Source organism: Labrys methylaminiphilus subsp. lupini (assembly GCF_051161885.1).
Taxonomy (GTDB): Bacteria; Pseudomonadota; Alphaproteobacteria; order Rhizobiales; family Labraceae; genus Labrys.
In genome coordinates, this window is record NZ_JBMDIH010000001.1 from 708,749 (window position 1) to 722,273 (window position 13,525).

General features: G+C 63.9%; 12 protein-coding genes. 3 read left to right on the forward strand and 9 right to left on the reverse strand.

Translation table 11 applies throughout. The features are described from left to right. Window positions 1–56: 56 nt before the first annotated feature. Window positions 57–1,211 carry an FAD-dependent oxidoreductase gene (locus ACN6KF_RS03215; RefSeq protein WP_434955444.1) on the reverse strand — a complete coding sequence of 385 codons (1,155 nt, stop codon included), beginning with the start codon at window positions 1,209–1,211 and terminating at the stop codon, window positions 57–59. Between the two features lie 82 nt (window positions 1,212–1,293). Here ACN6KF_RS03215 and ACN6KF_RS03220 point away from each other — a divergent pair, with 82 nt between their 5' ends. Next, window positions 1,294–1,965, forward strand: coding sequence for a TetR/AcrR family transcriptional regulator (locus ACN6KF_RS03220; protein WP_434955445.1), 672 nt, complete (start codon window positions 1,294–1,296; stop codon window positions 1,963–1,965). Window positions 1,966–2,035: 70 nt separating this feature from the next. On the opposite strand, the gene ACN6KF_RS03225 is transcribed toward ACN6KF_RS03220, so the two are convergent. The 7 genes from ACN6KF_RS03225 to uxaC all read right to left on the reverse strand — a co-directional run bounded on the left by ACN6KF_RS03225 (window position 2,036) and on the right by uxaC (window position 9,935). Beyond that, window positions 2,036–3,115 carry an ABC transporter ATP-binding protein gene (locus ACN6KF_RS03225; protein WP_434955446.1) on the reverse strand — a complete coding sequence of 360 codons (1,080 nt, stop codon included), beginning with the start codon at window positions 3,113–3,115 and terminating at the stop codon, window positions 2,036–2,038. A gap of 10 nt (window positions 3,116–3,125) precedes the next feature. After that, a complete protein-coding gene (locus ACN6KF_RS03230; RefSeq protein WP_434955447.1) occupies window positions 3,126–4,193 on the reverse strand; it encodes a Gfo/Idh/MocA family protein in 1,068 nt (355 codons plus the stop codon). Then, the gene (locus ACN6KF_RS03235) at window positions 4,193–5,203 is read right to left on the reverse strand and encodes a Gfo/Idh/MocA family protein (protein WP_434955448.1); all 1,011 of its coding nucleotides are present in this window, start codon (window positions 5,201–5,203) and stop codon (window positions 4,193–4,195) included. Before ACN6KF_RS03235 ends, ACN6KF_RS03230 begins: the two co-directional genes overlap by 1 nt. A gap of 120 nt (window positions 5,204–5,323) precedes the next feature. Continuing rightward, window positions 5,324–6,193 (reverse strand): carbohydrate ABC transporter permease, encoded by an 870-nt coding sequence (locus ACN6KF_RS03240; RefSeq protein ID WP_434955449.1) that lies wholly within the window; start codon window positions 6,191–6,193, stop codon window positions 5,324–5,326. Then, window positions 6,183–7,115, reverse strand: a complete 933-nt coding sequence (locus ACN6KF_RS03245) for a carbohydrate ABC transporter permease (RefSeq protein WP_434955450.1) — start codon at window positions 7,113–7,115, stop codon at window positions 6,183–6,185. Before ACN6KF_RS03245 ends, ACN6KF_RS03240 begins: the two co-directional genes overlap by 11 nt. A gap of 5 nt (window positions 7,116–7,120) precedes the next feature. Continuing rightward, complete coding sequence (locus ACN6KF_RS03250; protein ID WP_434955451.1) at window positions 7,121–8,404, reverse strand: ABC transporter substrate-binding protein; 1,284 nt, start codon at window positions 8,402–8,404, stop codon at window positions 7,121–7,123. A gap of 130 nt (window positions 8,405–8,534) precedes the next feature. Further along, entirely contained in the window at window positions 8,535–9,935 is a 1,401-nt protein-coding gene (gene uxaC, locus ACN6KF_RS03255; RefSeq protein ID WP_434955452.1) for a glucuronate isomerase, read from the reverse strand. Between the two features lie 221 nt (window positions 9,936–10,156). On the opposite strand from uxaC, the gene ACN6KF_RS03260 reads away from it, so the two are divergent. Beyond that, window positions 10,157–10,897, forward strand: a complete 741-nt coding sequence (locus ACN6KF_RS03260; RefSeq protein ID WP_434955453.1) for a GntR family transcriptional regulator — start codon at window positions 10,157–10,159, stop codon at window positions 10,895–10,897. 163 nt (window positions 10,898–11,060) lie between these two features. After that, window positions 11,061–12,329 (forward strand): Gfo/Idh/MocA family protein, encoded by a 1,269-nt coding sequence (locus tag ACN6KF_RS03265; RefSeq protein WP_434955454.1) that lies wholly within the window; start codon window positions 11,061–11,063, stop codon window positions 12,327–12,329. Between the two features lie 287 nt (window positions 12,330–12,616). Here the strand turns inward: ACN6KF_RS03265 and ypfJ are convergent, their stop codons facing one another. Beyond that, window positions 12,617–13,519 (reverse strand): KPN_02809 family neutral zinc metallopeptidase, encoded by a 903-nt coding sequence (gene ypfJ, locus ACN6KF_RS03270; protein WP_434955455.1) that lies wholly within the window; start codon window positions 13,517–13,519, stop codon window positions 12,617–12,619. Window positions 13,520–13,525: the final 6 nt, after the last annotated feature.

Genomic DNA, 13,525 nt, shown 5'->3' on the forward strand with positions numbered 1-13,525 from the left:
CCGCGATGATCCGGCGAGAGCGTCGGCCGTCATGCCGGCACTGGTGCTGGCGCGGATCAGGACAGGGCGCTTTCTTCCTGTCTCCCCTGATGGGCGGCAGTGAGGAAGTCGATAAGTCCGAACGGAGCGCGGTCGCCGAGGCAGATTTCCAGCATCAAATGCGCGTCCGCAGCTTCGGGGGCGCTGCGCGCGAACATCGCATTTTCATGGATGGCGAGGGCCGCTTCGATGTCGTCGGGGTGAGCGGCGATCGCTTTTGCGAGTTCGGCGCCGTCGAGCATCGCCAGGTTCCCGCCCTCGCCGGCCGGGGGCATCAGGTGGGCGGCGTCGCCGAGAAGCGTGACCCCGGGCACGCGGTCCCATCGGTGTCCGACGGGAAGCGCATGGATCATGCGCGGGGTCGGCGGAGTCTCGCCATCGGTAATCAGCGCGGTGAGCGCCGGCGCCCAGCCCTCGAATTCAGCTGCGATCCGGGCTGTTGCGGCAGCGGCGTCACTAAAGTCGATGTCGGCGATCCATTCGGCGGAGCGGTTCAACTCGACATAGGTGTGAAGGATATTTCCGGCCTCGCGATGCGCGACGATGCCCTTTCCCGGGGCGAGTGCGTACATCGCACCGCGGCCGACGGCTCCGGCAGACGCGGAATGCCGTTCGTCGACATCATGTAGATAGGTCTCGATCAATGTGGTGCCGACATAATCGGGCTTCGCATCGGATAGCAGGGGTCGGACCTTCGACCAGGCGCCATCCGCCCCCACGAGAAGTTCCGTTCTCGCGGTCGACCCGTCCGTGAATGCCAACTCGTGCCGGCCATCGCCGAGATCCGCGACGTGGGCGAGCTTCTTTCCCCACTGAATCGTATTCTCGGGCAGGGACTGGACAAGAATTCGTCGCAGGTCGCCTCGAAGCACCTCGGGACGTCCGCTGGTGCCGTCGTCGGGCTCGTCGAGCAATAAGTTGCCGTGTCGGTCGAGAATGCGTGCCGCCGCGCCGCCCCGGTGGATGATCGCGTGGAATTCATCGAGGAGGCCGGCGTCATCGAGCGCGCGTTGCCCGTTATATTCGTGGATATCGAGCTGTCCGCCCTGCGTGCGCGCCCCGGCCGAGGGCTCGGCCTCGTAGACCGTCGCCGAGATGCCGTGCCGGGAGAGGACGCGTGCGAGGATGAGGCCGCCGAGGCCCGCGCCGATAATCGTGACTGGTGTCGTCATTCTATTCCTTTCAAATGTCTATGGAACACTGTTCCATAGACATTTGTTGGAACGATGTTCCAACCATGTCAAGATGGTGGGTATGACAACCAAGATTCAGCGAACCGGACGGCGCGCGGACACGCTCTCGAAGGAGAGGATCGTCGAAGCCGCGATCGAGATCCTGGACAGCGGGGGGGAAGGCGCCCTGACATTCCGCGCACTCGCCGCCCGTCTGGCAACGGGAAGCGGAGCGATCTACTGGCACGTCGCCGACAAGGACGGGCTCCTCGCGGCTGCCACAAACGACATCATTGCCCGCGCCATGACCGAGGTGGTCGATGGAGACAGGCCACAGCAGGCCATCAGAGCCATGGCGCTCGGTGTGTTCGATGCGATCGACGCACACCCCTGGGTGGGTGCGCAACTCTCCCGTGAGCCATTGCAAGCCGCCATGCTCCAGATTTCCGAAGGCATCGGCAGCCATCTCCAGGCGCTCGGCGTTCCCGAGCGGGCGGAGTTCGACTGCTGGTCCGCGCTCGTGAATTACATTCTCGGCGTCGCCGGGCAGAACGCTGCGAATGCCCGTCTCGCCCCGCGCGAAATGGACCGGACGACGTTCCTCACCACCGTTGCAGCGCGGTGGAGGCAGCTCGACCCCGCCAAATATGCCTTCGTGCATCGGTTGGCGACGCGGCTGCCCGGCCATGACGACCGGGAGCAGTTCCTTGCCGGCATCGACCTCATCCTGGCCGGGATCGCAACCGTCCGATAGCGTTGCCGACCCATCCATCTGTCGCGGGCGCACCACCCTTCGAAATCGGCGTTCCGGCGATCCGCTGGGCTCACCGTCGCAGGGAAGCACCCTCTTGGTTGAAGACATGGCAGAGGGCGGGGTCGGCGCGCAGGGGCACGGTTTCGCCATGGCGGACTCGTAATTGCCCAGGGGCCGAAATGGTCAGGTTCTCCCCGCCTGAGGTGGTTGCGTAGAGCACGGTCTCTCCGCCGAGATGCTCGACCAGATGGACTTTGACGTCGCCGAGCGACTCGCCGGCCCCGCCGCCGACCAGGACATGCTCGGGGCGCACGCCGAAGGTGACGGGGGCAGTCGTCCTGGCGCCCGCTAGAGGCGAACCGAGGCTTACGGTTCGGCCTGCAACTTCGATCGCATCGCCGGCTCCGGCCAGGCGGCCGGCCAGGAAATTCATCTTGGGCGAGCCGATGAAGCCGGCCACGAACTGGTTGGCCGGCGCGTTGTAGAGATCGAGGGGTGCGCCGACCTGCATCACCACGCCGTCGCGCAGCACCACGATCTTGTCGGCCATGGTCATCGCCTCGACCTGGTCGTGGGTCACGTAGATCATGGTGTTTCCGAGATCCTGGTGCAGCTTGGCGATCTCCACGCGCATCTGCACCCGCAGTTCCGCGTCGAGATTGGAGAGGGGTTCGTCGAACAGGAAGATGCGCGGTTCGCGCACGATCGCCCGCCCGATAGCGACGCGCTGGCGCTGGCCACCGGACAGGGCCTTGGGGCGGCGCTGCAAATAGTCCTCGATCTTGAGGATCCTGGCGGCATGGCGCACCCGTTGGTCGACCTCGGCCCGCTTGTAGCCGGCGGTCTCCAGCCCGAAAGCGAGGTTCTTGTAGACCGTCATGTGCGGATAGAGGGCGTAGGACTGGAACACCATGGCGATGCCCCTGCGCGAGGCGGGGACATTGTTCATGCGTTCCCCGTCGATGGTGAGGTCGCCGCCCGAAATCGGCTCGAGACCGGCGATCATGCGCAGAAGGGTAGATTTGCCACAGCCCGACGGGCCGACGAACACCGTGAACTCGCCCGGTTCGATGACAAGATCCACGCCGTGAATGACGTCCAGCGAGCCGTAGCGCTTCACCACCTTGTCGAGCCGGATGCTCGTCGCCATGTCGTCCTCCTTACGGTCGCCAACCGCGATATTTCGGATGATCGGGGCCGATCGGCAGGGCCACGTCGCTGCCGGTCTGGGCGGAATGATAAAAGGCGGTCGCCAGTTCCAGCGCCCGGCGGGCATCGGCAACCGTGACCGGGACCGGTGCACGGCCGTGCAGGGCCTCGTGCAAGGCATCCATCTGGCCGAGGAAGCGGCGGCCGACCGGGGGCAGGTCGGCGACGAGATCCTTGATATCAGCCGCCACGGCCTCGTTCGCTGGCAGGATCGTCCAGGGGTTGTCACCCGGCGAATAGGCCTCGCCGCCGCTCTCGAAAGTGACGTTTTCGAAGCACAGGCGCAGCCGCGAAATCTCGTTCTGCGAGCCCAAAGTGGCGCTGGCCGCCACCAGCGCGCCATTAGCCATTTCCCAGGAGGAGGAGACGCAATCCTCGACCTCGATGGCGTTGACCCTCGTCGTCGCCCGCGCGAACAGCCGCCGCACCGGTCCCATCAGATGGGTCATCATGTCATGTTGGTGGATGGCATGGGTCATCAGCACCCCGCCGAGCTCGGTGTCCCATTTGCCGCGCCAATAGACGGCATAATAATCGGGCGTGCGCTTCCAATGGGTTTCGACCGTGCCAAGATAGGGCTTTCCGGCCAATCCTGCCTCGATGATGCGCTTGGCCTTCTGCACACCCTCGCCGAAACGGTACTGGAAGATCGGCATCAGGATCTGGCCGCTCTGGGCCTGGGCATTGGCCAGAAGATCGGCCTCATGCAGCGAGCCGACCAGTGGTTTTTCGCAGACGACATGCTTGCCCGCCGCCAGGGCCCGGCTGACCAGCTCGAAATGGGTTGCGGGCGGTGTGGCGATGTCGATCACGTCGATATCGTCGCGAGCGAGGAGTTCGTCGAAATGCAGCGTGCGGCTTTCGGCCGAGAATTCATCGGCAACCGCATCGAGGCGTTCCTGGTTGCGATCGCAGACGGCGGCGAGGCGCCAGCGTTCGGGGCGCGGCGCATAGGCCTCGGCGATATGCGCGCGCCCGATGTTCAGCCCGACGACGGCGACGGATTTGATCTCGCCCATCACGCAGCCTCCTCGGCGCGCTGCTGGGCCTTGAGGGCGAGTTCCATCGCCTTGAAGCAACGGGCCTGCGGCATGGCCGTCTCGGTCCGCTCCAAGACGTCGGTGATGAACTGCCGGCCGAAGGGAAGCTCGACCGCCGAACAATCGATATGCTGCATACCCTTCCGATCGGTGAGGAAGAGATGGTCTCCGCCGGCGCGGCCGGCGACATCGACATATTTTCGCAGCTCGATGGTGCCTTGGGTGCCGGTGATGAAGAGCCGCCCGTCGCCCCATACCGGCAGGCCGTCGGGCGTGAACCAGTCGACGCGGATATAGCCCGTGACACCCTGCGGCGTGCGAAGGTGGACATCGCCGACATCCTGCAGGCCGGGCTTGTCGGCATTGGCGCGGTTGCCGACAGAGGCGGAGAGGATATCGGCATCCTCGGCGCCGGTGAAGAACAGGAACTGCTCGAACTGGTGGGCGCCGATATCGACGAGGATGCCGCCATAGCGCTCGCGCTCGAAGAACCAGCCCGGTCGCTGCGGCTTGCGCAGGCGATGCGGGCCGAGTCCGGCCATGGTCACGATCTCGCCGATGGCACCCGAGGCCACCAGTTCGCCGGCCTTCACGGTGGCGGGCACCTCGAAATGTTCCGAATAGAGGATGGAGAGGATGCGCCTGGTCTCGGCCTGCACCAGGCGCACGCTCTCAAGCTGGCCGAGGCTGGTCATGCCCGGCTTGTCCAGCAGCACATCCTTGCCGTGGCGCATGGCCGTGACGGCGACGTCGGCGCGATCGCCCGGAATGGCGGCGCTGACGATCACATCGATCGCAGGGTCCTCATAGAGCCGCGCCGCCTCGGCGACGCGTGGGATCTCGGGATAGGCCCCGGCAAAGGCGACGGCGAGATCGTCTTCGGTGGCATGAAAGCCCGTGCAGACGGCACCGGCCTGCCTGAGCGCCCTGATCTGGCCGTGGATATGGTCGTGATTGATGCCGATGACGGCGAATTTCAAAGGTTTCATATCAATTGTCCGCTCGGGCGTTTTACTTTCAGATTGAATCGCTAGAATCGCAAAATGCGTCTGTTCCCAGTGTGTTAAGTCGAACGAAGATTTCGGCTTGAACGCATTTTGCTCCGGATGTCAGCGTTTCATGCCGGTGGTGGCGATGCCTTCGATCAGAAGGCGCTGGAAGAACAGGAAGACCAGGAAGATCGGGATCAAGGAGAGCACCGACATGGCGAACAGGGCGCCCCAGTCGGAGGTGCCGCTGGCATCGACCAGCGAGCGCAGGCCAAGCTGGACGGTGTAGGTGTGGATGTCGCCCAGATAGATCAGCGGCCCGAAGAAATCCTCCCAGGTCCAGATGAAGGAGAAGATCGCGGCGGTGGCGAGGACAGGCATGGAAAGCGGCAGCACGATCTTCCAGTAGATGCGCCAGGCGCTGCAGCCATCCATCATCGCGGCCTCGTCGAGCTCGCGTGGCAGGCCGCGGAAGAACTGCACCATCAGGAAGATGAAGAAGGCATCGACCGCGAGGAATTTGGGCACCACCAGCGGCAGCCAGGTGTTGACCCAGCCGATGTTCAGGAACAGCACATATTGAGGAATGAGGGTGACGTGGTAGGGCAGCATCAGCGTGCCCAGCATCAATGCAAACCAGAAGTTCTTGCCGAAGAACTGCAGCCGCGCGAAGGCATAGGCCGTCAGCGAGGCGGCCATGACGTTGCCGATCGTCGCCAGCACGGAGATGGCGAGCGAGTTGAGGAAGAAGGTTCCAAAGCTCACCTGCAGTCCGAACCAGCCGGTTTCATAGGCCCGGATCGAGACCTGGGAGGGGATCAGCGAAGTCTGGCCGCCGAAGATGTCGTCCGCCGGCCGCACCGAGCCTGCCAGCATCCAGAGCAGCGGATAAAGCATCACGAAGGAGGCGGCGATCAGGCCAGCATGGATCAGGGCCGAACGCAGGACTGAGCGCTCCGGCGCGTGCACGGCGGCGGCGTCAGTCGTCATAATGCACCCAATAGCGCGCGGTGAGGAAGGAGAAGGCGGTGAAGAAGGCGATGATCAGCACGAGGATCCAGGCCAGCGCCGAGGCATAGCCCATGCGGAAATAGCCGAAGGCCTCCTGGTAGAGATAGAGCGTGTAGAACAGGGTCGAGTTGATCGGGCCGCCATTGCCTTCGGAGATGATGAAGGCGGGCGTGAAGGCCTTGAAGGCTTCGATGGTCTGGATGACGAAATTGAAGAACACCACCGGGGTGAGCAGCGGCAGGGTGATCTTGAAGAATTGCCGGGCCTTGGAAGCGCCGTCGAGGCTGGCGGCCTCGTACATGTCCTGCGGAATCTGGCGCAGGCCCGCCAGGAAGATGATCATGGGCGAGCCGAACTGCCAAACCGAGAGCGCCACCAGCGTGTAGAGCGAATAGCGCGGATTGGAGATCCAGCTCGGCCCGTCGATGCCGGCGAGGGCGAGGAGGGAATTGACGAGGCCGTCGGCGGCGAAGAGCTGGCGCCAGAGCACTGCGATCGCCACGGAGGCGCCGAGCAAAGAGGGCAGGTAGAAGATGGCGCGATAGAGCGGAAGCCCTCTTATGCCGCGATTGAAGGCCATGGCCAGAGCCAGGGCGAAGATCAGCTTGAGCGGCACCGACAGCAGCACATAGGTGAAGGTCACCTTCATCGCCGCCGCGAATTTCGGATCGGCGGTGGCGATACGCACATAATTGGCGGTGCCGACGAATTGCGGGCTCTGCAGCAGATCATAGTCCGTGAAGGACAGATAGAGCGAGGCCAGGGCCGGCCCCAAGGTGAGGCCGAGAAAGCCGATCAGCCAGGGCGCCAGGAACAGATAGCCGGCACCGTTTCGGCGCAGGGCCTGCCGCAGCCGACCTTCGGAGATCTCGCTGGGCTGAACCAGTGTCGTCGCGGCCATGGCGCTCAGCCCCGTTTCAGGATGGACTCGGCTTCCGTAATGAACTGCTCGCCGCCTTGTTCCGGCGTCGACCCGAAGGCGACTTCCTGGCTGATGCGCTGCAGCACGAAGGAGATCTCGCCAGCCCCCTTGGGCGGGGAGGGCGGCAGGGCCCCGACATAGGGGTCGAGCTTGCCGACATAATCGACCATCTGCCTGCTGACGTCGTCGAGCGAGGCGGCAGCAAGGTCGCGCATGGCGGGGGAGGCGGGAACGCCCCGCTCCACCCCGAGGATCTTGACGCCGGCGGGATCATGCACGGTGAAGTTGGCCAGCTTGACGGCGAGCTCCGGCGCCTTGGCGTCCGAGGAGATCGACCACATCTGCGAGGGCTTGAGATAGTGGCCGGGCTTGCCCCCAGCGAGGATGGGATAGGCCGTGATCGACAGTCTGGCCTTGCTGAGCTGCTGGGCGCCGATGAACTGGTTGGAGTGCAGGAAGCTGGTGGCCGAGTAGCCGAGGGCGAGTGGCGAGGTTTCCAGCGTCAGCTTGTCGAGGGCCTGGATGTCGGCGCTGACGCTGCCGCCGGAATCGCGCAGGGCGCCCCAGAGCTTGAACCAGTCGGCGGCATCCTTGGCGTCGAATGCGAGTGCGCCCTTGTCGTCATAGAGGGCCTTGCCCCGTTGCCGCAACCAGAGCTCGAAGGCTGGCTCGACGCCGCTGGCGTCGGCCGTAGCGTAGAATTTCTTGCGCTTGTTGGCCTTGCCGAAAGCCTCGCATTTGCCGGCGAATTCCTCCCAGCTCGTGCCGAATTTCGGCGGCTCCACGCCCGCTTCCTGCCAGGCAGCGGGGTCATAGGCCATGGCTGAAGAGTTGACCCCGAGATTGATGCCGTAGAGCTTGCCGTCGACGCTGCAAGAACCGAGATTGGCCTTGCCGAAATCGGCGATGTCGAGAAGGTTGCCCAAATATTGGTCGAGCGGCAGGATGGCCCCGCGGCGGGCATATTCGAACATGTAGCGATAGTCCATCTGGACCAGGTCCGGCGCATTGCGCCCGGCGACGCGGGTGGCGAGACGCGGCCAGTAGTCGCTCCATCCGGTGAATTCGGTCTTGGTGTCGACGCCGGCATTTGCGGTCCGGAAGGCATCCACGGCCTTGTTGGTACGGTCGGCCCGCTCCTGCGAGCCCCACCAGAACACCCTGAGCTGCTTGTTCTCCGCCCGGGCCTGGCTGCCCAGGATGACGGAAGCGGCAAATCCGCAGCCGGCTCCGAGCATTGCACGACGACTGACGAGATGGGCACGCATGGCTTCCCCCCTTTTTCCGGTCCGTATGGCTGCTTGAAAGCCGGTTTTTCTGTGTTCTTGTCTTTGTACTCGCGGGTTTCGATATCGATATGACGTTACGTGACATCGCATGCCGCCATGGCACGCAATGTCAGAGTTTGTAGGCGCGCTTGGCGAGGTTGTAGGCGAGGTCGACGGCGACCTCGGCGGCTTCGTCCTCATCGAGGCGATGATCGGCCACCAGGCGGGCGAGGCAGGCGCAATCGACGCGGCGAGCCATGTCGTGGCGCGCCGGGATCGACAGATAGGCCCTGGTATCGTCGTTGAAGCCGACCGTGTTGTAGAAACCGGCCGTTTCCGTCGCGAGTTCGCGGAAGCGGCGCATGCCTTCCGGACTGTCGAGGAACCACCAGGGCGGGCCGAGCCGGAGCGCGGGATAATGGCCGGCGAGGGGCGCGAGTTCCCGACTGAAGGCCGTTTCGTCCAAGGTGAACAGCACGACGGTAAGACCGGGCTCGTTGCCGACGGCGTCGAGCAGGGGCTTCAGCGCCTCGACATAGCTGGTCTGCCTGGGAATGTCGGCACCGACATCCGGACCGAAGCGGGTGAACAGCGCCGGATTGTGATTGCGGTAGGAGCCCGGATGGATCTGCATGGTGAGCCCGTCCTCCAGGCTCATCCGCGCCATTTCGGTCAGCATCTGCGCCCGGAACAGCTCGGCATCGGCGGGCGTTGCCGGTTCGGCGATGAGGCGGGCGAAGAGCGCTTCCGCCTCTGCCCGGCCGAGATTGGCCGTGCGGGCGCTGGGATGTCCATGGTCGCTCGATGTCGCCCCCAGCGATTTGAAGAAGGCACGGCGTTCGCGGTGCGCCGTCAGATAGCCTTCCCAGCTCGCGGGCTGGCCGGTCATATCGAGGAGATGTCGAACCTGGTTCCGGAAATCGGCACGATCGGCATCGACGACGGCGTCGGGGCGATAGGCCGGCAGGACACGGCCCTTCCAGCCGGAGGCACGGATGGCCTGATGGGCGTTCAGATCGTCGGTTGCCGCGTCGGTGGTGGAGATCGCCTCGATGTTAAAGCGGTCATAGAGGGCGCGGGGGCGGAATTCCGGCCGTTCGAGTGCGGCGGCGATCTCGTCATAGAGCCGGTCGGCATTGTCCGGTGCCAGGCGCTCGGTAATGCCGAAGCCGCTTTCCAGCGAATGCTCGAACCACAACCGGCTCGGCGTACCCCGGAACAGATACCAGTGTTCGGCAAAAAGCCGCCAGATCTTGCGCCCGTCGGTTTCGACAGCCGTCCCGTCTCTGCTGGGAATGCCGAGCATGTCCAGCCGTACGCCCTGCGAATAGAGCATGCGTGTGATGTAGTGGTCCGGCTTGACGAACAGCGTGGCGGGATCGGGGAAGGGAGCATCCTCGGCATACCAATTGGGGTCGGTATGGCCGTGCGGGGAGAGAATCGGCAGGCCTGCCACCTGCCTGTAGAGGCGGCGGGCAATAGCCCTGGCGTCCGGTTCGATCGGCAAAAGCCTGTCGGGATGAAGTGCCATGCGGGGCTCGGCCCTGTTCTGGTTGGCGTCTCCTCTTGACGATGGCTTTAACACTAAGATACTAGTGTGTCAAAATCTGATGATCGCGGCTCTCTGGAGCAAAGCGCGGTTTGGTGGAAACGCTTTTCTACCCTAACTCCTTGTTCCGACGCGTCTTTGTGATTTGAAGTGGTTCAGTCAAATCACAGAATGCTCTGGGAGGACCACACCGGGCCGGGGCCATGGAAAGCCACGATACAAGCCATTCGCTGGAAATCCTGACGGCACGAGGCAAGGCGGCGCAATCCGGCCTTCGTCCGACGCGTCCGCGCGTCACAACCGCGACCCTGATCTACGATGACCTGCGTGAGGCGATCCTCGGCATGCGGCTGGTTCCCGGTACGCCACTGCAGGAAAAGGCGCTGACCCAGCGTTTCGGCGTGAGCAAGACACCGGTACGCGAGGCCCTGATCCGCCTGGCCGAGGACGGCCTGGTCGATATCTTCGCGCAATCGGGAACCTTCGTGTCGCGCGTGCCGGTGGCGGCCATTCCGGAGGCGGTGGTGATCCGCCAGTCGCTGGAGGACACGGCGGTGCGGCGCTTGATCGAGATCGCTACGGAAGCCGACATCGCTACGATCGACGCCATTCTGGCGCGCCAGCGCCTGCTGGCCGATCTCGGCGACAAGGACGCCTTTCACGAGGCGGACGAGGCTTTCCACCAGGCCATCGCCCAGATCGCCGGCTATCCCAGCATTCCGCGCCTGCTGCGCCAGATCAAGGTGCAGATGGATCGCGCAAGGCGGCTGACCCTGCCGGTGACGGGCCGCATGCATCAGGTCATCGCCGAGCATAGCTTCATCCGCGATGCCATTGCCCGCCGTGATGTCGAGGTGGCCAGCAAGGCCATGAAAGCCCATCTGAGCGCCGTCGTTCCCGACATCGACCGGCTCCGGGTGCAGTATCCCGACTATTTCGTTTAGGGAGAAATGCGATTTCAATAAATCGTTTTTCTCTAAGTTGTTGTTTTAACGCATTTTCTTAACCAAAAAGTCTACCAACTTTTCTGGAAGATGCTCCAAGCGCCCCGGAGAAAGATCCCGTTCCCGGACGCCGTCAACAGCCAGAACCGCATGAGGAAACGCTATGACGATGCAAGCGACGAGACATGAGGATGGGGAAAGCGCAGAGAGGCATCGGGTGGCCTTGGTCGGCACAGGCCATCGCGGAGCCGGCATGTGGGGCAAGGAACTTCTCCAGGGCTGGCGCGACCGGGCCGAATTCGTGGCGATCTGCGACATCAACGAAATGCGGGCCACGGCCGCGCGCACTGCGATCGGCACCAATGCACCCGTCTACACCGATGTCGACCAGATGCTGGCGAGCGTGAAGCCGGAGATCGTCATCGTCTGCAGCCGCGACGACACCCATGACGAGATCATCGTCAAGGCGCTAGAGGCGGGCTGCCGGGTGATCACCGAAAAGCCGATGACCACCACGCCGGAAAAATGCCGCCGCATCCTCGAAGCCGAGGCGCGCACCGGCCGGCCTGTCGACGTGACCTTCAACTATCGCTTCGCGCCCACGGCCGCCCGCATCAAGCAGTTGCTGCGTGAGGAGGCTGTTGGGACCGTGACCTCGGTCGATTTCCATTGGTATCTCGACACCCAGCATGGCGCCGATTATTTCCGCCGCTGGCACGCCAAGGAAGCCCATTCGGGCAGCCTGTTCGTGCACAAGGCCACCCACCATTTCGACCTGCTCAACTGGTATCTGGAATCGGTGCCGCGCGAGGTCTCGGCCTTCGGCACGCAGCGCAATTACGGCCGCAACGGGCCGTTCCGCGGCGAGCGCTGCCAGACCTGCGTCCATGCCCAGGATTGCGATTTCTATTTCGACATGAGCAAGGATCCTTGGCTGACCATGCTCTATGAGGATCCATCAGCTGAGGATGGCTATGTGCGCGATGGTTGCGTCTATCGTGAGGACATCGACATCGCCGACACCATGACGGCGATGCTGCGCTTCGAAAACGAAGTCATCGTGTCCTATTCCCTCAACACTTTCATGCCGATCGAGGGCTATCACCTGGCCTTCAACGGCACCAAGGGGCGCATCGAGGTTCGCCAATATGAGCGCCAGGCCTTCGAAACGCCCGACCATGACGAGATCGTGCTGATGCACAATTTCGGCGGCGTCGAACGCATTCACGTGCCGCATGCCGGCGGCGGGCATTTCGGCGGCGACGATCGCCTGCGCGACATGCTGCTACGCCCCGGCATGACCGATCCGCTTGGCCAGCGCGCCGGCGCGCTGGCAGGGGCGATGTCGATGCTGTGCGGTGCGGCGGCTCTTGCCAGCATGAAGTCGGGACGGCCGGTCAAACTGGCCGAACTCGGAGGCCTGCCGGCCTGATGAGGGCGGGTCTTCGTCTTCTGACCTGCATCTTTGCATGCCGCCTGAAATCGAATGAGTTTACGCAAGGGGGGCTGCCCCTCACCTTACCTCTCCCCGTAAGAACGGGGGGAGGGGACTTTGACGTCGAGTTTATGCCGAAAACCTCTCATCTTGCCCAACGGTGGGGCGAGATGAAAGCTCCGAGGATCAATCGCAACGCTTGCGCCTCCTCGCCCCGTCCTTACGGGGAAAGGTAAGGTGAGGGGCAGCGCGACCTCAACGACAAGGGAGCGAAGTATTCCCCCTCAGATGGCGCCGGAGGTGTCGCAGGAACGGATCTGGCCGCTCTTCAGGCCGGTGACGAACCAGCGCTGGCGCTGCGCCGCCGTGCCGTGGGTGAAGCTGTCGGGCACGACATAGCCCTGCATCTTCTTCTGCAGCATGTCGTCGCCGATGGCCTGGGCCGTCTGCAATGCGCCCTCGATGTCGCCCTGCTCGATGAACTTGAAATCCTGCTGCGTGCGATTAGCCCAGACGCCTGCCAGGCAATCGGCCTGCAGTTCCTGGCGCACCGAGGAGCCGCCGGCGCCCGCGCCGCCCTCTCGCAGCAGGCCGAGTTCGTCCTGCACATGATGGCCGACTTCATGCGCGATCACATAGGCCTGGGCGAAGGCGCAGGCGCCCTGGCCGGCCGGACAGGCATTGAAGCGGTTGCGCATCTCATCGAAGAAGGCGGTGTCGAGATAGACCTTCTTGTCGTTCGGGCAATAGAACGGACCCATGGCCGACTGGGCCGTGCCGCAGGCCGAGCGAGTCACGCCGTTGAACAGCACAAGCTCGGTCGGCTGGTAGGCCTTGCCCTTGACCTGTTCCTGGAACAATTTCGTCCAGGTGTCCTCGGTGGAGCCGAGGATCTTGCGCACGAACGTGCCCGAAGCGTCATCGGCGCCGCCCGTCTGGCTGGAGGGGTGTGGTTGCTGCTGTTGCTGGACCTGCGGCTCACCACCGCCGCTCAAGCCCTGCAGGGCGTTGAAGGCCGCTTCGGGGCCGACGAGGAAATAGAGAGCCGCGACGATCACCAGGCCGCCCAGGCCGATGCCGCCCCGTCCGCCCGGAAAGCCTCCGCCGCCGCCACCGCCGCCGAAACCACCGCCTTCGCCGCGACGATCGTCGACATTGTCGGATGCGCGCATATCGTCGAGTTTCATCGCCCT

What these genes read in the sequence shown, in the direction of transcription:
- ACN6KF_RS03250 (WP_434955451.1), bottom strand. Translation starts at nt 8,404, where the DNA reads ATGCGTGCCCATCTCGTCAGTCGTCGTGCAATGCTCGGAGCCGGCTGC.
- ACN6KF_RS03215 (WP_434955444.1), bottom strand. Translation starts at nt 1,211, where the DNA reads ATGACGACACCAGTCACGATTATCGGCGCGGGCCTCGGCGGCCTCATC.
- ACN6KF_RS03230 (WP_434955447.1), bottom strand. Translation starts at nt 4,193, where the DNA reads ATGGGCGAGATCAAATCCGTCGCCGTCGTCGGGCTGAACATCGGGCGC.
- ypfJ (WP_434955455.1), bottom strand. Translation starts at nt 13,519, where the DNA reads ATGAAACTCGACGATATGCGCGCATCCGACAATGTCGACGATCGTCGC.
- ACN6KF_RS03220 (WP_434955445.1), top strand. Translation starts at nt 1,294, where the DNA reads ATGACAACCAAGATTCAGCGAACCGGACGGCGCGCGGACACGCTCTCG.
- uxaC (WP_434955452.1), bottom strand. Translation starts at nt 9,935, where the DNA reads ATGGCACTTCATCCCGACAGGCTTTTGCCGATCGAACCGGACGCCAGG.
- ACN6KF_RS03235 (WP_434955448.1), bottom strand. Translation starts at nt 5,203, where the DNA reads ATGAAACCTTTGAAATTCGCCGTCATCGGCATCAATCACGACCATATC.
- ACN6KF_RS03265 (WP_434955454.1), top strand. Translation starts at nt 11,061, where the DNA reads ATGACGATGCAAGCGACGAGACATGAGGATGGGGAAAGCGCAGAGAGG.
- ACN6KF_RS03225 (WP_434955446.1), bottom strand. Translation starts at nt 3,115, where the DNA reads ATGGCGACGAGCATCCGGCTCGACAAGGTGGTGAAGCGCTACGGCTCG.
- ACN6KF_RS03240 (WP_434955449.1), bottom strand. Translation starts at nt 6,193, where the DNA reads ATGACGACTGACGCCGCCGCCGTGCACGCGCCGGAGCGCTCAGTCCTG.
- ACN6KF_RS03260 (WP_434955453.1), top strand. Translation starts at nt 10,157, where the DNA reads ATGGAAAGCCACGATACAAGCCATTCGCTGGAAATCCTGACGGCACGA.
- ACN6KF_RS03245 (WP_434955450.1), bottom strand. Translation starts at nt 7,115, where the DNA reads ATGGCCGCGACGACACTGGTTCAGCCCAGCGAGATCTCCGAAGGTCGG.